Annotated in this window: 24 protein-coding genes and 1 pseudogene; 12 read left to right on the top strand and 13 right to left on the bottom strand. The window is 62.0% G+C overall.

Annotation, left to right across the window (positions count from 1 at the left end):
* Positions 1–301: 301 nt before the first annotated feature.
* The gene (gene groES, locus X757_RS136950; protein ID WP_019863563.1) at positions 302–598 is read left to right on the top strand and encodes a co-chaperone GroES; all 297 of its coding nucleotides are present in this window, start codon (positions 302–304) and stop codon (positions 596–598) included.
* 139 nt (positions 599–737) lie between these two features.
* Positions 738–2,376: pseudogene (groL, locus tag X757_RS01480) on the top strand (chaperonin GroEL).
* A 71-nt stretch (positions 2,377–2,447) separates the two neighbouring features.
* Here the strand turns inward: groL and X757_RS136955 are convergent.
* Positions 2,448–3,056 (bottom strand): TetR/AcrR family transcriptional regulator, encoded by a 609-nt coding sequence (locus X757_RS136955; RefSeq protein ID WP_023697706.1) that lies wholly within the window; start codon positions 3,054–3,056, stop codon positions 2,448–2,450.
* 102 nt (positions 3,057–3,158) lie between these two features.
* Here X757_RS136955 and X757_RS136960 point away from each other — a divergent pair, with 102 nt between their 5' ends.
* Genes X757_RS136960 through X757_RS136970 form a run of 3 tightly spaced genes read left to right on the top strand, consistent with a single transcriptional unit; the run spans position 3,159 to position 5,064 of the window.
* Positions 3,159–4,169 (top strand): NAD(P)-dependent alcohol dehydrogenase, encoded by a 1,011-nt coding sequence (locus X757_RS136960; RefSeq protein WP_023727891.1) that lies wholly within the window; start codon positions 3,159–3,161, stop codon positions 4,167–4,169.
* Positions 4,170–4,210: 41 nt separating this feature from the next.
* Positions 4,211–4,660 carry an OsmC family peroxiredoxin gene (locus X757_RS136965; protein WP_023697708.1) on the top strand — a complete coding sequence of 150 codons (450 nt, stop codon included), beginning with the start codon at positions 4,211–4,213 and terminating at the stop codon, positions 4,658–4,660.
* A gap of 17 nt (positions 4,661–4,677) precedes the next feature.
* A complete protein-coding gene (locus tag X757_RS136970; protein ID WP_023697709.1) occupies positions 4,678–5,064 on the top strand; it encodes a nuclear transport factor 2 family protein in 387 nt (128 codons plus the stop codon).
* A gap of 71 nt (positions 5,065–5,135) precedes the next feature.
* On the opposite strand, the gene X757_RS136975 is transcribed toward X757_RS136970, so the two are convergent.
* The gene (locus X757_RS136975) at positions 5,136–5,651 is read right to left on the bottom strand and encodes an OsmC family protein (protein ID WP_023727890.1); all 516 of its coding nucleotides are present in this window, start codon (positions 5,649–5,651) and stop codon (positions 5,136–5,138) included.
* A 56-nt stretch (positions 5,652–5,707) separates the two neighbouring features.
* On the bottom strand, positions 5,708–6,133 hold the full coding sequence (locus tag X757_RS0135160; protein ID WP_023734267.1) for a GFA family protein: 426 nt from the start codon (positions 6,131–6,133) through the stop codon (positions 5,708–5,710).
* A 182-nt stretch (positions 6,134–6,315) separates the two neighbouring features.
* Here X757_RS0135160 and X757_RS136980 point away from each other — a divergent pair, with 182 nt between their 5' ends.
* A complete protein-coding gene (locus X757_RS136980; RefSeq protein ID WP_023697711.1) occupies positions 6,316–7,308 on the top strand; it encodes an AraC family transcriptional regulator in 993 nt (330 codons plus the stop codon).
* A gap of 23 nt (positions 7,309–7,331) precedes the next feature.
* On the opposite strand, the gene X757_RS136985 is transcribed toward X757_RS136980, so the two are convergent.
* The 8 genes from X757_RS136985 to X757_RS137010 all read right to left on the bottom strand — a co-directional run bounded on the left by X757_RS136985 (position 7,332) and on the right by X757_RS137010 (position 11,170).
* Entirely contained in the window at positions 7,332–7,943 is a 612-nt protein-coding gene (locus X757_RS136985) for a LysE family translocator (protein WP_023689918.1), read from the bottom strand.
* A 69-nt stretch (positions 7,944–8,012) separates the two neighbouring features.
* Positions 8,013–8,345, bottom strand: a complete 333-nt coding sequence (locus X757_RS136990; protein WP_023671506.1) for a YkgJ family cysteine cluster protein — start codon at positions 8,343–8,345, stop codon at positions 8,013–8,015.
* Positions 8,346–8,397: 52 nt separating this feature from the next.
* Positions 8,398–8,562, bottom strand: a complete 165-nt coding sequence (locus X757_RS1000000168715) for a hypothetical protein (protein WP_023671505.1) — start codon at positions 8,560–8,562, stop codon at positions 8,398–8,400.
* A 1-nt stretch (position 8,563) separates the two neighbouring features.
* Complete coding sequence (locus tag X757_RS136995) at positions 8,564–8,971, bottom strand: hypothetical protein (RefSeq protein WP_023671504.1); 408 nt, start codon at positions 8,969–8,971, stop codon at positions 8,564–8,566.
* A complete protein-coding gene (locus X757_RS137000; RefSeq protein WP_023689917.1) occupies positions 8,971–9,195 on the bottom strand; it encodes a hypothetical protein in 225 nt (74 codons plus the stop codon). The genes X757_RS136995 and X757_RS137000 overlap by 1 nt, the downstream gene beginning before the upstream one ends.
* A 293-nt stretch (positions 9,196–9,488) precedes the next feature.
* On the bottom strand, positions 9,489–9,698 hold the full coding sequence (locus X757_RS137005) for a cold-shock protein (RefSeq protein ID WP_023671502.1): 210 nt from the start codon (positions 9,696–9,698) through the stop codon (positions 9,489–9,491).
* 323 nt (positions 9,699–10,021) lie between these two features.
* Complete coding sequence (locus X757_RS0135155) at positions 10,022–10,486, bottom strand: YciI family protein (RefSeq protein ID WP_023697714.1); 465 nt, start codon at positions 10,484–10,486, stop codon at positions 10,022–10,024.
* 30 nt (positions 10,487–10,516) lie between these two features.
* Complete coding sequence (locus X757_RS137010) at positions 10,517–11,170, bottom strand: glutathione S-transferase family protein (protein WP_023684314.1); 654 nt, start codon at positions 11,168–11,170, stop codon at positions 10,517–10,519.
* A gap of 171 nt (positions 11,171–11,341) precedes the next feature.
* Between X757_RS137010 and X757_RS137015 the strand changes: the two genes are divergently transcribed.
* Entirely contained in the window at positions 11,342–11,521 is a 180-nt protein-coding gene (locus tag X757_RS137015) for a CsbD family protein (protein WP_023671498.1), read from the top strand.
* Between the two features lie 50 nt (positions 11,522–11,571).
* Here the strand turns inward: X757_RS137015 and X757_RS137020 are convergent, their stop codons facing one another.
* The gene (locus X757_RS137020) at positions 11,572–12,696 is read right to left on the bottom strand and encodes a metallophosphoesterase (RefSeq protein WP_023727889.1); all 1,125 of its coding nucleotides are present in this window, start codon (positions 12,694–12,696) and stop codon (positions 11,572–11,574) included.
* 131 nt (positions 12,697–12,827) lie between these two features.
* Between X757_RS137020 and X757_RS137025 the strand changes: the two genes are divergently transcribed.
* Positions 12,828–13,421 carry a hypothetical protein gene (locus X757_RS137025; protein ID WP_023727888.1) on the top strand — a complete coding sequence of 198 codons (594 nt, stop codon included), beginning with the start codon at positions 12,828–12,830 and terminating at the stop codon, positions 13,419–13,421.
* An 18-nt stretch (positions 13,422–13,439) separates the two neighbouring features.
* Here X757_RS137025 and X757_RS137030 read toward each other — a convergent pair whose 3' ends face one another.
* On the bottom strand, positions 13,440–14,126 hold the full coding sequence (locus X757_RS137030; protein ID WP_023727887.1) for a TetR/AcrR family transcriptional regulator: 687 nt from the start codon (positions 14,124–14,126) through the stop codon (positions 13,440–13,442).
* Between the two features lie 85 nt (positions 14,127–14,211).
* On the opposite strand from X757_RS137030, the gene X757_RS137035 reads away from it, so the two are divergent.
* From X757_RS137035 to fumC, 4 genes are all read left to right on the top strand, one after another.
* Positions 14,212–14,973, top strand: a complete 762-nt coding sequence (locus X757_RS137035) for an NIPSNAP family protein (protein ID WP_023727886.1) — start codon at positions 14,212–14,214, stop codon at positions 14,971–14,973.
* 127 nt (positions 14,974–15,100) lie between these two features.
* The gene (locus X757_RS137040) at positions 15,101–15,862 is read left to right on the top strand and encodes an SDR family NAD(P)-dependent oxidoreductase (protein WP_023727885.1); all 762 of its coding nucleotides are present in this window, start codon (positions 15,101–15,103) and stop codon (positions 15,860–15,862) included.
* Positions 15,863–15,866: 4 nt separating this feature from the next.
* On the top strand, positions 15,867–16,952 hold the full coding sequence (locus tag X757_RS137045) for a glycosyltransferase family 10 domain-containing protein (RefSeq protein ID WP_245260232.1): 1,086 nt from the start codon (positions 15,867–15,869) through the stop codon (positions 16,950–16,952).
* A gap of 585 nt (positions 16,953–17,537) precedes the next feature.
* Entirely contained in the window at positions 17,538–18,935 is a 1,398-nt protein-coding gene (fumC, locus tag X757_RS137050; RefSeq protein WP_023727882.1) for a class II fumarate hydratase, read from the top strand.
* The last annotated feature ends 223 nt before the right edge of the window (positions 18,936–19,158 follow it).

Below are 19,158 nucleotides of genomic sequence, written 5' to 3'. Positions count from 1 at the left end.
GTTCAAATGCAACACCCGTTGCACCAATCGTACCATCTGAATAAAGCTCAATTACAGAGGGTGAGCCGCCCCATATATGTCGGATACCCGACATTGTTCACATAAAAGGCTCGGTGCTTACACGCTCTTTGCTGGCTGCTCTTTGCTGTCTTCTCTTTTCTCTTTGCTCTTTGCTCTTCCGTCTTGACTAGCAGGAGCCTGCGGCTTATCTCATTGCCGCGTTAGCACTCGCTTCGGCTGAGTGCTAGGCATGCTCCGGCAACGGAGCACCGTTCAACATCCGCACCAAGGAAATCCAAAAATGGCAAAGTCGAATTTCCGGCCGCTGCATGACCGCGTGGTCGTACGCCGGGTCGAATCCGAATCCAAGACCGCCGGCGGGATCATCATCCCGGATACGGCGAAGGAAAAGCCGCAGGAAGGCGAGATCATCGCCGTCGGCTCCGGCGCTCGCGACGAAGCCGGCAAGCTGGTCCCGCTGGACGTCAAGGCCGGCGACCGCATCCTGTTCGGCAAGTGGTCGGGCACCGAAGTCAAGCTCAATGGCGAAGACCTTCTGATCATGAAGGAATCCGACATTATGGGCATCATCGGCTGATNGCACCGAAGTCAAGCTCAATGGCGAAGACCTTCTGATCATGAAGGAATCCGACATTATGGGCATCATCGGCTGATTATCGGCCTCACCGTCAACTGAATTTCGGGCTTGATCGCAAGCCCCTGCCAGGAGCTAAAAAATGGCTGCCAAAGACGTAAAATTCTCCCGCGACGCGCGCGAGCGCATGCTTCACGGCATCAACATCCTCGCCGACGCGGTGAAGGTGACCCTCGGCCCCAAGGGCCGCAACGTCGTCATCGACAAGTCGTTCGGCGCACCGCGCATCACCAAGGACGGCGTCANCCTCGGCCCCAAGGGCCGCAACGTCGTCATCGACAAGTCGTTCGGCGCACCGCGCATCACCAAGGACGGCGTCACCGTCGCCAAGGAAATCGAACTTTCCGACAAGTTCGAAAACATGGGCGCGCAGATGATCCGCGAAGTTGCTTCGAAGACCAACGACATCGCCGGTGATGGCACCACGACCGCGACCGTCCTGGCGCAGTCGATCGTCCAGGAAGGTAACAAGGCCGTTGCCGCCGGCATGAACCCGATGGACCTGAAGCGCGGCATCGACCTGGCCGTGACCGAAGTGGTCGCGGCTCTCGGCAACGCTGCCAAGAAGATCAAGACCTCCGAGGAAGTTGCCCAGGTCGGCACGATCGCCGGCAATGGCGACGAGTCGGTCGGCAAGATGATCGCCGAAGCGATGCAGAAGGTCGGCAATGAAGGCGTCATCACGGTTGAAGAAGCCAAGACCGCCGAGACAGAGCTGGAAGTCGTCGAAGGCATGCAGTTCGACCGCGGCTATCTCTCGCCCTACTTCGTCACCAACGCCGACAAGATGGTTGCCGAGCTCGAGGACGTCTACATCCTCCTGCACGAGAAGAAGCTGTCCAACCTCCAGGCCATGCTGCCGGTTCTCGAAGCCGTCGTGCAGACCTCCAAGCCGCTGCTCATCATCTCGGAAGACGTCGAAGGCGAGGCTCTGGCCACGCTGGTCGTCAACAAGCTGCGNGGCCTGAAGATCGCCGCCGTCAAGGCGCCGGGCTTCGGTGATCGCCGCAAGGCCATGCTGGAAGACATCGCCATCCTCACCGGTGGCCAGGTCATTTCGGAAGACCTCGGCATCAAGCTCGAGAATGTCGGCCTCAACATGCTCGGCCGCGCCAAGAAGGTGTCGATCTCCAAGGAGAACACCACCATTGTCGACGGCGCCGGCAAGAAGGACGAGATCCAGGGCCGCGTTGCCCAGATCAAGCAGCAGATCGAAGAGACCACGTCGGACTACGACAAGGAGAAGCTGCAGGAACGTCTGGCGAAGCTCGCGGGCGGCGTCGCGGTGATCCGCGTCGGCGGCGCGACGGAAGTCGAAGTCAAGGAAAAGAAGGACCGCGTCGATGACGCCCTCAACGCGACCCGCGCNGGCTGCCGGCATCAACATCGTTCGTCGTGCACTGCAGGCTCCGGCCCGTCAGATCGCTTCGAACGCAGGTGCTGAAGCTTCGATCGTTGCCGGCAAGATCCTCGACAACAAGGGCGCGACCTACGGCTACAACGCCCAGACCGGCGAGTATGGCGACATGATCGCCATGGGCATCGTCGACCCGGTCAAGGTCGTTCGCACCGCTCTCCAGGACGCGGCTTCGGTCGCCGGCCTGCTCGTCACCACCGAAGCCATGATCGCGGAGGCCCCCAAGAAGGAGTCTGCTGGCGGCGGCATGCCTGGCGGCATGGGCGGCGGCGGCATGGGCGGCATGGGCGGCATGGATTTCTAATCCAAGCTATCTGGCTTATGCATACGGAAAGGGCGCCGAGAGGCGCCCTTTTTGTTTTGGAAAGCGGATGGTTAGGCGGCGCTGTCCGCCTGCCGCGCAACCTTGCCTGCAAGCACCGCCTGCTCGACAAGCGCCGCGACCTCGTCGGCCACCACCAGCACCGGGCCACGATCGCGGGTGGCCCTCGCAATCACCATCAGCCCTTCCAGCGAGGATTCGACCAGCAGTGCCAGGGCATGCGCCCGGCGTTCGGGCACTCCTGCCCTGACAAAGGCCTGTCGCAGCAAGCCGATCCATTGCTCGAAAGCCGATCGGCAGAGTTCCGCCAGTTCCGGCACATCGGTGGGTGAATCCAGCACCACCGGCGCGATGGGGCAACCCAGCGAAAAATCATTGTCCTCCAGCATGCGCCCGACCGACTGGTAGATGTGATGGACGGCCACTGCAGGATCGCTCTCGGCTGCCAGTGCTTCGCCCAGCCTTTTCGTGACGTCGGCAACGCTGTTGCGCGTCACCTCGATGACCAGTTGGTCCTTGCCGCCTGGGAAATGAAAATAGAGCGAGCCGCGCGGCGCCCCGCTGGCGCCCAGAATGTCGTTGAGCGAGGTGCCGTGATAGCCGCGCTGCCTGAGCAACAGGCCTGTGGTCTCAAGTATGCGGGTGCGGGTGTCGTTGGCCATGTCAACCTCTGTCAGCAGTGACGCATTATAGGGTCTTGCCAAGAATATGACAATCGGTCTATATAATATGTAAATCAGTCTATATATTACAAGGAGAGTGACATGCGCAGCTACCGTCTTGAAGGGTTTGGTGGAACCGAATCCCTGGCGATGCGCGACGAGGCGCGGACGGAACCGAAACCGCATGAGATCGTGGTGCGAGTCCGCGCCGCCTCGCTCAATCGGCGCGACACGATTATCCTTGGCGGCACCTATCCGTTGCCGCCGCGGCAAGGCATCGTGCCGCTGAGCGACGGCGCCGGTGAGGTCGTCGCAATCGGCGATGCCGTCACCCGTTTTGCCGTCGGCGACCGCGTCACCGGCAGCTACTTCGCCCGCTGGATCGATGGCCGCATCAATGCCGGTCTGATCGACCAGCTCGGCTGTACGCTGGACGGCATGCTGACTGAGTTTGCCGTGCTCGACGAACAATGGGCGGCGCGACTGCCCGATCATCTGAGCTGGCACGAAGCGGCGACGCTGACCTGCGCCGGCGTGACGGCCTGGAACGCGGTGACCGGGACCCGGATTCCGAAGCCTGGTCAATGGGTTCTCACCATCGGTTCGGGTGGCGTTTCGCTGTTTGCTCTGCAGTTCGCCAAGTTGCTCGGCTGCCGGGTTGTCGCCATCACATCGCGCGCGGAGAAGGCCGACAGGCTGCGGGCGCTGGGCGCCGACCTCGTTGTCTCCAGCACCGACATACCGGAATGGGGCGGCTGGGCGCGCGAGCAGACAGGCGGAGTCGACCTCGTCGTCGAAACCGGCGGCCCGGCCACCTTCGCGCAGTCGCTGATTGCCAGCACGCTTTATGGGCACATCGTGCTGCTGACGCTGCAGGACGCCAGTGGCAGATCGATCGAGATGCCGGCAGCGCTTTATCAGCGCAGCCTCGCCACCATCAGCCGCCTGTTCGTCGGCAGCCGCAGCAATCTTGAGGCCATGCTGCGCGCCGTGTCGCAGCATCGCCTCAAGCCCGTTGTCGACAGGGTCTTCCCCTTTGCCGAAGCCCCCGAAGCGTACCGCCACTTCCAGCAGGGCGACGTGTTCGGGAAGGTTGTCATCGACTGCGCCTGACCCAATTGCCCGCTTTTCAACCCCGAATCAGGAGAACGACCATGACCATCCGTGAAGCTTCCGCAGAATGGCAAGGCACGCTGAAGGAAGGCGGCGGCCGTCTGCGGCTTGGCAGCGGCGTCTTCGAAGGCGCCTATTCCTTTCCGTCGCGGTTCGAGGACGGTCCGGGCACCAATCCCGAAGAGCTGATCGGGGCAGCACATGCCGGCTGCTTCTCGATGGCGCTGACCTTCATCCTCGGCCAGGAAGGCCACGTCGCCCGCACCATCCGCACCGTCGCCAAGGTGCATCTCGGCGCGACCGCCGCCGGGCCGACGATCACCCGCATCGAGCTCGAAACGGAAGCAGAGATTCCCGGCCTTCAGCCTGCCGAATTCCAGCGTATGGCGGAGACGGCGAAGACGACCTGCCTTGTCTCTCGCGCTTTGGCCGGCGTTACAACCATCACCCTCAAGGCCGAGCTGGCCGCCACCACTGCCACGGAACAATGAAAACCAGGAGGTATGAGATGAGCCAGGACAGCATCACGAGCATTCATCCGGGCGACCACTCTAGCCAGACGGCCGAGATCATGCGTCGCTTCAACGATGTGTTCCAGTTGCACGATCCGTCCGCGCTTGCCGAGTTGGTGGCGCAGGATTGCGTTATCGAAAACACCGTGCCGGCGCCGGACGGCGCCCGCCATGCCGGCAAAGAGGCATGCATTGACCTATGGTCGGCGATCGCCACCCAGCCCGGCACGCGCTTCGACCTCGAGGAAACCTTCGTCGCCGGTGAACGGGCGACGATCCGCTGGCGCTACTTCATGGCCGACGGCAACTCCATCCGCGGCGTCAACCTGATGCGTGTCGCGGACGAGCTGATCGTCGAGGCGATGGGTTACGTCAAAGGATAGAAGCGTTGCCCGGCACTCCCGTTCCCAGCCCGGAATCTCGCTCAAGTCGAGTTTCCGGGCCGGTTTTCTGGTCACTGGATGACGCGGTGCAGCATCACCGTGGTGCTGGGACTGTTCTGGATGGTCTGGAAGATCACGCAATAGCGATCCGTGAGTTCGAGCAGTTGGTCGAGCTGACTTTGGGGAGCGTCGGTGTCGATGTCGAAGCGCAAGCGGATTTCCTTGAAGCCGACTGGAACACCCGCAGTCACGCCGAGCGTGCCGCGAAGATCGACGTCACCTTCCGCGGAAACTTCGGCGGACCTGATCGGAATTTCGAGCACGGCCGCCGCCGCGCGCATCGAGACACCGGCGCATGCGATCAGCGCCTCCAGCAGCATGTCGCCGGAGCACAGTTCCTGGCCGCTGCCCCCGGCCATCGGATGAATGCCGGCAAGCGCCAGCCCGCGTCCGGTCTCGACCTTGCAGGTCACGGTGGACGCGTCGGCGACGCCTTTGGCCTTCAAGGTGAGGAACGCGGCCTTCGCATCCCTGCGATAGAGATCCTTGATCGGCTCCTGCGTGGCGCGAAATGTTGCGATTTCCATGAACAATCTCCTGTCTTGAATTGTCGTTGTCAAAAATGGCGAGCAGTGGCCGGGCCTTATTCCGGCACCGCGATGCCGGAGCCGCCGAGCTCAGCCGGAAAGTCCCTGAGCTTGGGCAGCCCATCCTTCATCGGCAGCACGGTCTCAGCGTAGTTGACGTGAACCCCAGGCGTGAATTTCACGCCTGGTATGGTTGCCGCATAGACATCGACCAGGCCGAGCGGCGGATGAACGGTCATCAGATGACCACCGCATTTCGTGCAGAACTGGCGATCGCTCATTTCGGTCTTCTCGAACCCGGACAGGAACTCCGCGCCCCTGGTGACCTTGACGTTCTGAGGCTTCCACAGCGTGAAGGCGTTCACGGGAGACGCCGACCACGATCGACACGAACCGCAATGGCAATAGCCCATTGCCTCGGCGGCTCCGTGCACTTCGATTTCCACGGCGCCGCAAAAACACCCGCCCTTATGTACCGTCATGACATTTGTCCCTGGTTGGTTTCGACAGCACTCAGCGCCCTCTCTCGGCAGCGCTTGAGCACCGGTGCAGGTTTAGGAGTTCTGGCCGCGAACTGAATGATACGGCGTCCGCCTCGCTTGACAGCGCGTCCGGAACTCGAAAGGGATGGCTGACCGGCTAGCCGGGTGCGGGACGAAACGGAATGGCCGGGGATGCTCTGTCTGACCTGTTGAGGACGGTACGCCTTACCGGCGCGACGTTTTTTGACATTGAGGGCCACGAGCCGTGGGCCGTCTGCTCGCCGGCGCCATCGTCCATCCTGCCGAAGATCCTGCCCGGTGCGGACCATCTGATCTCCTACCATGTGGTAACGGCCGGTCGCTGCTTCGCGCGCATCGTCGGCCAGGAAGCGATCGCGCTGGAGGCCGGCGAAGTCGTCGTCTTCACCAGGAGCGACCCGCATATTATGTCCAGCAATCCGGCGCTGCGCGCCGATCCGCCGACAGCCGACGTTCTCGACATCGCAACAGCCGGCCGGATGCCGTTTTACATCAACTGCGCCGGCGACGGCGCGACCTCGGCCAGGCTGGTTTGCGGCTATCTCGCCTGTGATGCACAGCCTTTCAATCCACTGCTCGAGGCTTTGCCGCCGGTGATCAAGGCCGGAGCTGCCAAAGGCGATGGCGGCTGGCTCAGCCAGTTCATCAACCTGGCTGTCACGGAGGTGGCGCAAAAGCGCGCAGGCAGTGAAACGGTGCTCACCAAACTGAGCGAACTGATGTTTGTCGACGTGTTGCGCCGTTACTTGGAATCGCTGCCGCCACAAACCACGGGATGGCTGGCTGGCCTGCGCGATCCGCACCTGGCGAGGGCACTGGCGCTGATCCACGACCGGCCGGCGCATAACTGGACGGTGGAGGCGCTGGCGAAGGACTCCGCGCTGTCGCGCAGCGTGCTCGCCGAACGCTTCACCAGGCTGGTCGGCATGCCGCCAATGCATTATCTCGCCAAATGGCGCATGCAGATCGCCTCGGAGCTGCTCAGCGCCGGCTCCAGCAACATGGCCAGCATCGCCGCTGAAATCGGATACGAATCCGAGGCAGCGTTCAGCCGCGCCTTCAAGAAGATGATCGGCCTTCCGCCCTCCGCCTGGCGTCTAGGCATCCGGACCGGATCCGGAACCGACGAAGAGTAGGCCGATGCCTGCCAGATCCTGTTCTATCGATCAGCAAGCGCCAGCTTGGCCCCAAGCATGACAAAGGCGCCGGCGAAGGTGCGGCGCATCCAGGTCAGCACCATCGGCCGCGACACGACATGGCTGCGGATCGAGGCGGCAAAGATGCCGTAAGCGACGAAGACGACGAAGGTCAGCAGCATGAAGACGCTCGAGAGCTCCAGCATCTTGGCAAATGCGTTCGGTTCGGTCGTGCTGACGAATTGCGGCAGGAAGGCAAAGAAGAAGATCGACAGCTTCGGGTTCAGGATGTTGATCAGGATGCCGGAGGTGATGACCTTGGCTGCCGAGCGGGGTGCCGCGTTTTCATCGACGCTCAGGCCGCCCTTCTCCTTCAGCGTGTTCCAGGCCATGTAGAGGAGATAGGCGACGCCGAGATATTTCAGCGTCTCGAAGGCGACAGCACTTGTGTGCAGCAGCGCCGCCAGGCCGGTGATGGCGGCGGCCATATGCGGGATGATGCCAAGCGTGCAGCCGAATGCAGCAGTGATCGAGGCGCGCGCGCCTCGCGAAAGCCCGGCGCTCAGCGTGTAGAGAACGCCGGTGCCGGGCGAAGCCACGACGATCAGCGACGTCAACAGGAATTCGATGCTCATGGTTCCTCCAACGCCCTGCCCGTGGTGGAAGCTATCGGGGGATGTGGGATGAGGCAAGGTGGGCGTCGGCTAGATCGTTGGCATCCCGTGCGCCTTGCGCGCCATCAGGCAATCGTCGCCGCCAGGCATGCAGGCGTGGCAGACGTCCGGGCGGATCTCGTAGATGCCGCAGGCTGTGTGCTTGCCGATCTCGCCCGTAAGCGCCGAACAGCGCACGCCCTCGCAGCGCATCCCGGACAGGTCGGCGGACACGAACTTTTCCGGAATCCGGTCAAGTTGCGCATCGTCCTCGGTCGAGAAGCGCGGCCATTCGGCCGAGTAGGAACAGCAGGCGCCGCAGCTCTGGCAATCGAAAACCGGCTGGTCGTCCTGTTTTGACGACCGGATATCCCTGGCGGCCAACGCGACCAGCCCAGGTGCTGCGAGATTGCGATCGGCTTGGTGCGGCAAGGCGCTATTTCTTCTTGCCTGCCTTGCCCTTGGGCGTGGCGGCTGGCGCCTCGAACAGATCGGTTGCCGACGGTTCGGCGGCCTTCGGCGCGGCAGCGGGCTTGGCCTGCTTTGCAGTGGCAGCAGCCGGCGCTGCCGGCTGGTCCTTGGTGGAAAACTTTATGGCCATGTCAGTCCTCGTCGGAAAAGCGGGATGATGGTGCGCGCGGATTGCGCAAGCGGCCGATCAGCGCCGAGACCGCTGTGATGTTCATTTCCTCGGGCGACCAGTTCCTCGCCTCGGCAATGTGGTGCGCCGCCAGTTCGCGATGCGTGCTGCCGCTATAGGCGGCATCCTGGTAGGTCACGCGCTCCTGGGTCTTTTTGTCCTCGCGGACATATTCGACCAGATAGTTCGGGGCTTCGGCACGGCCGCGCACGCCGACGCGCACCTGGGCATCGCCATGCGCGCGCTTGCAGCGCTCGAGCTTTTCCAGCACACGGCGGACATATTCGACCGGCTTGTCCAGGCCCGGGACCATGGACGCTATGGTCGCATCGGCATCGATCGGCGTGGGCGGTACGCGCTTGGTGGCCATCAGCGTTTGCCTGCCCGCTTTGGCAGCGCCGCAAGGACTGCGGCCGCTGCCATGTCGTCGGCTTCCTTTTCCTTGCGCAGTTCGCGCAAGCGCGCGGTCTTGGCTTCGCGCGCCTCGCTGACGGCATCACGCTCGGACAGGATGCGGTTGAGTGACATCGACTGGGTTTGCGTCTTGCTGAACAGCGAGCCGGCCTGGTCGGCGGTCTTGGATTGAGTGGTCAAAACTTTCTCCTGTCGGGAGCCTGGTGCCGATAGAGCGAGAGCGGTCTTCGATTTCGACCAAAGCAATACGGCAGCGGGGCAGTATGGGCGGTTCAGATTGCTGGAGCGTCCCTTAGCACGTTCCGGCCGGCGTGCGGCGCACTTTTAGCGGCACGACGCACAAAATGAAAAAGGCCAGGCACCGCCTGACCTTCCATGAAAGCGCCGCGCATCCAGTTGGATGCGCAAGGCGCTCCTTTCAGCCTTTCATCGGTGCCAGTACATCCGTGGTCACCGGAAGGCCGAATTCCTTATCAGGCCGCCTTCAACTGGTCGGCGGACATCTTGCCTGACTTGTTGTCGCGGGTCATCTCGTAGCCGAGCTTCTGGCCCTCGACGATGTCACGCATGCCGGCGCGCTCTACGGCCGAGATGTGGACAAAAACGTCGGCGGAGCCGTCGTCAGGCTGAATAAAACCAAAACCTTTGGTGGCGTTGAACCATTTCACTGTGCCGGTGGCCATGAAGAACCCTTTCCCTGGCAAATATTCGTTCACCATCGTGCGACTGCACAACAGCGTTTTGTCTCGATTTTTGATGGGGAAGTTCGTCAAAGGCGCGCATCATGCGCGGATAACAAAAGTCGGTCAAACAAATATCGACATGTTTCTTATAGACTTCTTTTAGCGCCCAGTCAATTTCTGGTTTGGCCGGAGCCCAAATTCAACCTGAGGGTGCCTGAGGCATAAGCCTCAACTGACGAGGTGGCGGAGCGCAAGGCGTTCCAAAAAATATTCCACGCCCCGGAACCAATCGCAAGCCGGCGCATTTCCGTGATGTCAGCAATTCAGAGAACAATCTCGGTAATGCTGGCAAAAGAACGCCTCCCGCACATTAAACGGTGCGAGAGGCGTTCTTGTATGTGCCGTTGTCTGACACAATTCCCAAGTGAAAACCGTTTCACATCCATAAACTTACGCTCGCCTACAGGATCGCGCTGATCAGCGGCAGGATCGTAGTGGAAACCGTGGCCGGAGCTCGACACCGGATCGCCGTCGGTGACCGCTCTTGCCTCGGCTTCGCTGCCGACACGCAGGATCAGCAGACCCCAAGGGCCGGCCGGGTCGGCGACCGGCCCGGCCAGGATCATGGTGCCCTCGGCAAGCTTGCCGCGCAGATAGTCGGCATGCCGGCCCATCAACTCCCTCTCCTCCTCCGTCAGGGTGAAGGCGAAGTCCGGCCGAGGCGGGATCAGCCGGCAGTGGAAGATTGTTGGCGCGGTAGTCTCACGCGGTCCATCATTGCTGGCCATCGGTCACTCACCGTGATGTCATTAGTGGTCCTATTCGTCCGGGCCGGGTTCCGGCCAAGTCTCCTTCGCTGCTTCCGCATACCAGTGCCGCATCGCCGGCGTTGCCAACACAGCGTCGACGTAGGCGCGCGTGTCGGGCGCGAGCTTGCCGCCATAGGTGTCGAAGCGGGTGACGACAGGTGCATACATGGCATCGGCCGCGGTGAAATGACCGAACAGGAAGGGGCCGCCTTTGCCGTATTGTTCCCGGCACTGGCGCCAGATCGTTTCGATGCGCGCGCGCTGCATTTCGCCTTCGGCGTCGAGCGGCTTGTGGCCCTTCGGCCGGCGCAAATTCATCGGCCAGCCATAGCGCACCTCGCGAAAGCCGGAATGCATCTCGGTCGCCACCGAGCGAGCCAAGGCGCGGGCGCCGATATCCTGCGGCCAAAGTTTTTTCTCCGGAAACAGGTCGGCCAGATATTCAAGGATGGCAAGGGTTTCCCAGACAATCCTGCCATTGTGATTCAACACTGGCACAAGGCCGGTGGGCGAGACTTTCGCCAGAGCGGCAAAAGTCTCGGGCGTGCGCAGGCGCACGAAACCTTCCTCGAACGGGATCTCCAGATGCTTCATCGCCACCCATGGCCTCAGCGACCAGGACGAAAAGCACTTGTTGGCGATGATGAGCGTAAATTCAGCCAAGGCGGTCTCCCCAAAATTTCGTCACACTAGTCACACGATACGACGCGGCAAACCGTTTCGGCGACCATATAAGCGACCAGATGCGACGATGATCGCCGCCCAGGGAACCTAAGCCAAGCCGGCCCGTTTGCCTCCTGCGAATGAATCCCCGGAATCCCAGGAGATGCAAAGATGGTGAACAAGGATCAGGTTGCCGGCGTGGCCAAGCAGGTCAAGGGCTCGGTCAAGGAGGCCGGCGGCAAGGCGACCGGCAACAGGCAGACCCAGGCCGAAGGCACGGCCGACAAGACCGCCGGCAAGGTGCAGAAGGTCTATGGCGACGTGAAGGACAAGATCAAAAAGGCGCTCTGATTCGATCTTGCAGGCAATGAGGAAGGCGGCTCAAGGCCGCCTTTTTCTTGTCAGAGGCTGAGGCTTTTGCTGAAGGCGCTGGTGAACTTGACCTCGCCGTGGTCGTCGGCTGCCTCGCCCAGCACCACGTCCATGCTGTCCCCGGTTACCCTCACCAGCGCGAAGCCACCCATATAGGCAGCCTTCGGCTTGAACAGGTCGAGGCCATCGCTGTTGTAGATCATCGGCACTTCGTGCTGATGGCCATGGAAGATGGCGATGACATTGTAGCCCTTCAGCGCCGCCAGCATCGCCTGGCGGTCGGCCTCGCTCCACCAGTGCGGCGCGCCTGCGCCGTCATCGTCATAGGTGCGCTTGGCCGGGTCCCAGCGCTCGACCGAGAAAGTGTCCCAGCCATAGTGCTGGAACAGGATGACGGGACGGCCATCCGCCGCGTAGGTCGCCAGATCCTGCTTCAGCCACGGCAGGCTGCTCACCGCGCCATGGCCGGTGTCGCCGGCAAAGCGGTGGGTCTGGACGAGATGCAGGCCGCCCCAGTCCCAGGAGTAGCAGTCGGTGTCGATATCGTATTCGGTGGCCGGCACCGGCGGCTTGAAGAACACGCCGGGGCGGTGGTTGACCTCGACATAGTCGCGCAGTTCACGCCGATACCAGTCGACATGGGGCGGCGAGCCGTTCTGGTCGAGATCGTGGTTGCCGAGGCCGACATAGACCGGCATGTGCACGCGGTCCGGGCCGACGCCTTGTTGATAGCGCTGGCTGAACTGCAACAGTTGCGTGCCTTCGCTGGGCTCGGTGATCTGGCCGCCGCCATCGTCGGTGATGTCGCCGCCGACAACGAGGCCGAGCGGCGCATCGATGCCGCTGCCGGCCGAACGCAGGCGGGTTGCAACGCCATCGATCTCGACTGGCCATTGCCGGCCGGCCAAGCCATTGAGGACAGCGACATTGCGCAACAGCGCGGCATCAGTCTTGCCTTCCTCCAGGCAGTTGGGGCTGAGGCCGCTCGACATGCGGCAGGCATGGACATCGGCGATGAACAGAAAGGTGGCGTCGATGGGCTGGATGCGCTTGCCGGTCTGGCCAAGCGCGGCGCGCGGCAGCATGCCAGCCATGGCAAGGCCGGCTGCCTGTGCGAGGAAATTGCGACGGGAGAGGACGAGCTTGCGATTCATGACCTGAAATTCAGCACAGCCGGCGCCCCACCGTCCAGTTGCCAGGAATGGCAGGTCGACACGGCACTGAGGCTCTGGCATTTCTTGGGTCATGCTGGCGCGCAGCAAATACAAGCAGAGGGGAGGATTTCATGAGAGCCGTTTCGATAGGCGTGGTGCTGGCTGGGTTGCTGCCGGGGGCTGCGGTGCATGCCGCCGATTGTGTCGACGCAAAATCGGCCAAGGCCGGCTTCGTTCTGGAAATGCCTGGCGTCCGCAGCGAGTTTCGGCCGGTGGCCGGCGGCATGGTGTCCGTCGCCAACACCTACGAATCGCAATCACCGCAGACACAGTTCCTGTTTGCAGGCCTGGTCGAAGTGTTTCGCGACAGCGATACCGGACGGGTGGCGACGATCCCGTTTTCCGATCTGCGAAAACTGTTTCCGCTGAAGACGGGAGCCAAGAGCACGATCGAATTCGTCGAGTTGTCGCCGAACAAGCAGCCGAAGAGCACCAAGACACTGAGCCTGGTCGTCAAGGGCAAGGAGACGTTCAGCGTCGGCGGCTGCAAATACAACGTGCTGGCGGTCACGGAGACCTTCAAGAACGGCGCCGGCGAAACGCTGGACACATTCACCGCGCTTTATGCTCCCGATCTGCAAGCGTCTCTCGCCCGGCGTTACGACGAAGGGACCAGCGCGGAATCGGTGAACGGTTACGAGACGATCAAGCCGCTTTCCAACTAGAACAGCGCAGTTCCGGCCTCAAGGTTTTCCCGGCCGCAGCAGGATCCTGCGACGCCGCTTCGCTCTGCTCGGGAATGGCGGCGTTGAGCTGCGCTGAAGTTCGGCCAGGCAATCGCGCAGCACGCTGGCATCCTGTGCCGCCTTGGCCATCGACATGGCGCCGGAATAGGCGGCGATGGCGAGTGCCGCAAAGCGCTCGGGGTCGGTGCCCTGCTCCCGCCCCGACTGCTGGTCGGCTCGCACCTTGTCGGCAACCGCCTGACGCCATCCGGCAAAGATATCGTCCAGAGCGGCGCGGAAATCCGGGTCAGCGAGCGACAGTTCATGCGCCAGATTGTTGAGCGGACAGCCGCGCACGAAGCCTTGCTGCTCAAGCTCGGTCGCCACCGCCTCGAACACCGCGCGCACGCCTTCGCGCGCCGAGCCTGCCGCCCGTACAGGGTTGATCCAGGTTTCATCGAGGGCCGCTGCCACGCGCTCCTCGATCACCGCCAGAGCGAGCGCCTTCTTCGTCGGGAAATGATGATGCAGCGCGCCGCCGCTGACGCCTGCGGTCGTCATCAGCTCGCCAAGGGCGGATGCATGATAGCCACGCGCCTGGAACGACGCTTCGGCGATATCGAGCACCTTGTTGCGCAGCCCTTCGGGATCGTTGGTGCGTTTTCGCGGCGGCCCTTTCGGAGCCCGAGCAATCTCTGCTGACATTTGCCAACGATAGCAGATTGACAAAACAGGACAACCGGTCTGTTTTATAAACCGGATGATCATCCTGTTTTTTGGAGACGACACAATGACCGTACCCCTGAATGCGCCTGCGGCGGCAAAACTGCTCGCTTCGCCTGTCGTCGAGTTGCGGCAGTACACGCTGAAGCCGGGCCGGCGCGAGACGCTGATCGACATCTTCGACAGTCGGTTCATCGAAGGCCAGGAACACGCCGGCATGACCATCATCGGACAGTTCCGCGACCTCGACCGCCCCGACATGTTCGTCTGGCTGCGCGGCTTCGATGGCATGGAAGCGCGGAAGCAGGCGCTCACCGCCTTCTATGACGGGCCGGTGTGGACGGCGCACCGCGACGCCGCCAATGCGACGATGATCGATTCCGACGATGTACTGCTCTTGAAGCCGGCATGGCCAGGCGCCGGCTTCGATCTGTCAGGCTCGCAGCGAGGCGCCATGCCGGCGGATGGAAAGCCAAGCGCAGACAATGGCTTGACCGGTGTTGTTGTCATCCAGATTCATCATCTGCGGTCTGGCGCCGAAGCCGATTTCGCCGGCAATTTCGAAACGGATGCCGTTCCGGTCCTTATCGGCGCTGGCGGACGGTTGCTTGGCGCCTTCATCACCGAGCACGCTGAAAACAGTTTTCCCCGCCTGCCGGTGCGCTTGAGCGAAAACGTCTTTATCGCGGTGACGGGTTTCGACAGTCCCGAGGCGCATGCCAGTTACGAAGCCGCAGTTGCCGCTTCGCCCCAATGGCAAGCGGCCGATGTGACGTGGCGGACCGAAACCTTGCGCCTGACGCCGACGTCGCAGTCGCTGCTGCGGTAACCGGATCGGCACGCGGCCAACCGAAGTTCATACTGAGCGATAGGCCGGCGGCTTGACCGCCCTCGCCGATCGGCATTGCTTCGTGACGCGGGCAACAGCGAGAGCATTCGATGCGACTTGGCCTTCAATGAGACTTTCTGGCAAGCGAGCACTGGTGACCGGCGGCTCGGACGGCATCGGCCTGGCCATATCGGAAGCTTTCTTGCGCGAGGGCGCCGACGTGCTGATCATCGGCCGCGACACCAGCAAGCTCGAGACCGCCCGCGAGACACTTGCGGCGGCGGGCAACGTCGGCACCCAGTCGGCCGATCTCTCGACCTCTTCCGGCATCGATGCCGTGGTCGATCGCGCGAAAGCAACCGGCCCGCTCGACATCCTCGTCAACAATGCCGGCGTCGCTTATCTGGTGCCTTTCGAGACCGTCACCGAGCACCAATTCCAGCAATCCTTCGCGCTCAATGTGACGGCGGCGTTCTTCCTTACCCAGCGGCTGCTGCCGCATCTCGGCGCCAACGCCTCCGTCATCAACATCTCGTCCTACTTCGCCGACAAGATGATCCCGAAGCGGCCGTCGAGCCTGTATTCCTTGTCCAAGGGCGCGCTGAATTCGCTGACCAAGTCGCTGGCCTTCGAGCTTGGTCCGCGCGGCATCAGGGTCAATGCGATTGCGCCCGGCACGGTCGACACCGCCATGCGGCGCAAGTCGATCGACAACCTGCCGGCGGCAGCGCAAGCCGAGCTGAAAACCTATGTCGAGCGCAGCTACCCGCTCGGCCGCATCGGCCAGACCAGCGATCTTGCCGGCATCGCCGTCTATCTGGCCAGCGACGAGGCGGCGTGGACCAGCGGCGGCATTTTCGCGATCGATGGCGGGTATACGGCGGGGTGACCGTTTGGACGGCCCTCGGCCTCGAACAAGCGGAGCACTTGACCAAACTTCCGATACCGCGTCTGTCTGCAGATTGAGCAATGCTTCAGACATTCGTGGTGCCATGCCGTCTATCGATCCACTGATCCTCTTCTACACAACGTTCTTCAGCAAACCCGTCGATATCGCGTCGATACAGTGCGAAATGCCCGGGCGGTGGACACTGGACAAACGACGGATTTCCGAGGCCGCGGCAGTCGTCTTCCATATTCCGAACTTTCGCGAAGTTGGCGATGCCTACAAATACCCTGGTCAATATTGGGTCGCCTGGTCGATGGAATGCGGCCAAAACTACAAGCGACTTGCCGACCCCAAATTCATGCGGCACTTCGATATCATCATGACGCATGAATCCCGGTCCGATGTCTGGGTACCCTACCTTCCGCGTGCGGTGTGGTGGAAAGATGCGCTGGCCAGACCAATCGTGCCGAAAACGGAAGAAGCGCCGGTCGCACTCTTCCAGTCGGCCGGCCTGAATTATAGCGGCCGTGTCGATTTGGCGAACGAACTGGCGCGCCACATCAAGATCGATTCTTATGGCCGATATCGCCACAACCGATCGGTCTCTGGCCCCGATCTGGGCTCGAAGACCAAGATCGAAACCATTGCGCGGCACAAATTCTGCCTGGCCATGGAGAACTCGATCGAGGCCGACTATGTCACCGAGAAAATCTATGACGCGTTCATGGCGGGCACGGTGCCGATCTACCTTGGCGCTCCCAATGTGGACGAGTTCGTTCCGGAGCACTCCTTTATTGACGCCAGTGCCTTCGCCAGCGCCAGCGATCTTGCAGCCTATCTCCAGCACCTGATCGCAACGCCGCAAGACTACGAGGCTTATTTCGACTGGCGCTCAAAGCCATTGCCCGACAATCTCGTCAAACGGGTGCAATCATTGGAAACACCCGCGTTCTGCAGACTGATGAGCGTCGTGCGCCAGCGTCTGGAGGCGCGGACAAGCACGCCTTCCGGACGGCGAACACTTCCGTTCGGCTATAGATCCTATCTCAGGACAAAGCTGCGCCGTTGGAGGAAAAAGGTTCCGAGCTGACGGTCCGCGATCAGGCGCGTTTCAGCAAAATACGGAGGACAAAGAGCGTCACTTGCGACGTCGAGACGGCTTCGACCTTGCCGCCATGCATCTTGGAAAACTCCGAGGCCATGTGGAGGCGCTCCCAGGGTGGACTTGAAATTCTCGGCTTCGCGATCCGAAGCTCGATCCGGATGCGATGCCGGATTTTGGACGGAAACTGAACAGAAGGACAAGTGCATAAGCTACCTCATCGCTGCTGTTGCCAGTGAGACGCCGGCACGGATGGTAGTTTGTGTGGCAGCGTCGCTCGTAGGTAGAGTAGGTAGACATGAATTGCGCATTGCTGAACCTGGGGGAAGTTTGCGTAGAGCAATCCGCCAGCTCGACATGATCTTATCGAGCTAAATCCGCAAGTTTCCGTCCACTTCATGGGATCAAGCCGCACTGAGGAGCAATTTCCTTCACACGAAAGTGGAGGGTGCAGGATCCCGAAGGGCGGCGCTACTGCTTCAACCGATTTACTGCCTGCCGGCCGCAATCTCTGCTTGAAGGCCATTGTGCAACGCGATACGCCGTTGCCGAATTCGATCGTCGGAGAGACAAGTGACCGCTGCCAGGACCAGAACCGAAACCGACACGTTCGGCCCCATCGAGGTTGCCGCCGACTGTTACTGGGGCGCGCAGGCGCAGCGTTCCCTCGGCAATTTCAGGATAGGCTGGGAAAAGCAGCCGGCCTCGATCGTGCGTGCGCTCGGCATCGTCAAGCGAGCGGCGGCGGAAGCCAATATGGAGTTGAAGCGGCTCGATCCGGCAGTCGGCAAGGCGATCATCGAGGCGGCGCAAGAGGTGATCGACGGCAAGCTGAACGATCATTTCCCGCTGGTCGTCTGGCAGACCGGCTCGGGCACGCAGTCCAACATGAACGCCAACGAGGTGATCTCCAACCGGGCGATCGAACTTCTGGGCGGCGTCATGGGCTCGAAGAAGCCGGTGCACCCTAACGACCACGTCAATATGAGCCAGTCGTCGAACGACACCTACCCGACAGCCATGCACATCGCGTGCGCCGAGCGCATCGTGCACGATCTGCTGCCGGCGCTGAAGCATCTGCACGCTGCGCTCGAGGTCAAGACGAAGGCCTTCGCCCACATCATCAAGATCGGCCGCACCCATACGCAGGACGCGACACCCCTCACGCTGGGCCAGGAATTTTCCGGCTACGCCGCGCAGGTGGCCTCTTCGATCAAGCGCATCGAGATGACGCTGCCCGGCCTGCAGGAACTGGCGCAGGGCGGCACCGCCGTCGGCACCGGCCTCAACGCGCCGGTCGGCTTTGCGGAAAAGGTGGCGGCGCGCATCGCCGACATTACCGGCATTGCCTTCGTCACCGCGCCGAACAAGTTCGAGGCGCTCGCCGCGCACGATTCCATGGTGTTCTCGCATGGCGCCATCAACGCGGCGGCCGCCGCCCTCTTCAAGATCGCCAACGACATCCGCTTCCTCGGCTCCGGCCCGCGCTCGGGCCTCGGCGAACTGTCGCTGCCGGAAAACGAGCCGGGTTCCTCGATCATGCCGGGCAAGGTCAACCCGACCCAATGCGAGGCTCTGACGCAGGTCTGCGTGCAGGTGTTCGGCAACAACGCCTCGCTGACCTTCGCCGGCAGCCAGGGCCATTTCGAGCTCAACGTCTACAACCCGCTGATGGCCTACAACTTCCTGCAGTCGGTGCAGTTGTTGGCCGACGCCTCGATCTCCTTCACCGACAATTGCGTCCTCGGCATCGAGGCTCGCGAAGACAACATCAAAGCCGCGCTCGACCGCTCGCTGATGCTGGTGACCGCGCTGGCGCCGACGATCGGGTACGACAATGCCGCCAAGATCGCCAAGACCGCGCACAAGAAGGGCACCACCTTGCGCGAGGAAGCACTGGCCACCGGGCTGGTCAGCGAGGCAGACTACGACCGGCTGGTGCGGCCGGAGGACATGACGCATCCGGGTTAAGCGATTCCAGGGGAAGTGCCTTGCGTTTCCTCGGGAAGCGCGCAGCCCTCTTCTTGGGGATTGCGTCAACTAGAAATCCGAATTTTGTGGCGGGACAATTTGCTCCCGCCGCTGCTGGCCGCGACAAGAATTTTGCGTCGGTCGAACGATCCCGAAATGTACGTCCTGTGAACAATGTGTCGCCGGACTGGCGGCTTTGGTGAACAGTCGGCTTGGTCTATCT

It is taken from the genome of Mesorhizobium sp. LSHC412B00, assembly GCF_000503035.1.
Classification (GTDB): domain Bacteria; phylum Pseudomonadota; class Alphaproteobacteria; order Rhizobiales; family Rhizobiaceae; genus Mesorhizobium.
This window is presented reverse-complemented; position numbering and strand designations above follow the sequence as displayed.

Coding starts and splice junctions, on each gene's coding strand:
- X757_RS136995 (WP_023671504.1), bottom strand. CDS start 8,971: ATGGCCACCAAGCGCGTACCGCCCACGCCGATCGATGCCGATGCGACC.
- X757_RS137030 (WP_023727887.1), bottom strand. CDS start 14,126: ATGTCAGCAGAGATTGCTCGGGCTCCGAAAGGGCCGCCGCGAAAACGC.
- X757_RS137020 (WP_023727889.1), bottom strand. CDS start 12,696: ATGAATCGCAAGCTCGTCCTCTCCCGTCGCAATTTCCTCGCACAGGCA.
- X757_RS136980 (WP_023697711.1), top strand. CDS start 6,316: ATGGCCGGGGATGCTCTGTCTGACCTGTTGAGGACGGTACGCCTTACC.
- X757_RS136960 (WP_023727891.1), top strand. CDS start 3,159: ATGCGCAGCTACCGTCTTGAAGGGTTTGGTGGAACCGAATCCCTGGCG.
- X757_RS0135155 (WP_023697714.1), bottom strand. CDS start 10,486: ATGGCCAGCAATGATGGACCGCGTGAGACTACCGCGCCAACAATCTTC.
- groES (WP_019863563.1), top strand. CDS start 302: ATGGCAAAGTCGAATTTCCGGCCGCTGCATGACCGCGTGGTCGTACGC.
- X757_RS137015 (WP_023671498.1), top strand. CDS start 11,342: ATGGTGAACAAGGATCAGGTTGCCGGCGTGGCCAAGCAGGTCAAGGGC.
- X757_RS137005 (WP_023671502.1), bottom strand. CDS start 9,698: ATGGCCACCGGCACAGTGAAATGGTTCAACGCCACCAAAGGTTTTGGT.
- X757_RS136965 (WP_023697708.1), top strand. CDS start 4,211: ATGACCATCCGTGAAGCTTCCGCAGAATGGCAAGGCACGCTGAAGGAA.
- X757_RS137040 (WP_023727885.1), top strand. CDS start 15,101: ATGAGACTTTCTGGCAAGCGAGCACTGGTGACCGGCGGCTCGGACGGC.
- X757_RS1000000168715 (WP_023671505.1), bottom strand. CDS start 8,562: ATGGCCATAAAGTTTTCCACCAAGGACCAGCCGGCAGCGCCGGCTGCT.
- X757_RS0135160 (WP_023734267.1), bottom strand. CDS start 6,133: ATGACGGTACATAAGGGCGGGTGTTTTTGCGGCGCCGTGGAAATCGAA.
- X757_RS136955 (WP_023697706.1), bottom strand. CDS start 3,056: ATGGCCAACGACACCCGCACCCGCATACTTGAGACCACAGGCCTGTTG.
- X757_RS136970 (WP_023697709.1), top strand. CDS start 4,678: ATGAGCCAGGACAGCATCACGAGCATTCATCCGGGCGACCACTCTAGC.
- X757_RS137035 (WP_023727886.1), top strand. CDS start 14,212: ATGACCGTACCCCTGAATGCGCCTGCGGCGGCAAAACTGCTCGCTTCG.
- X757_RS136975 (WP_023727890.1), bottom strand. CDS start 5,651: ATGGAAATCGCAACATTTCGCGCCACGCAGGAGCCGATCAAGGATCTC.
- X757_RS137025 (WP_023727888.1), top strand. CDS start 12,828: ATGAGAGCCGTTTCGATAGGCGTGGTGCTGGCTGGGTTGCTGCCGGGG.
- X757_RS136985 (WP_023689918.1), bottom strand. CDS start 7,943: ATGAGCATCGAATTCCTGTTGACGTCGCTGATCGTCGTGGCTTCGCCC.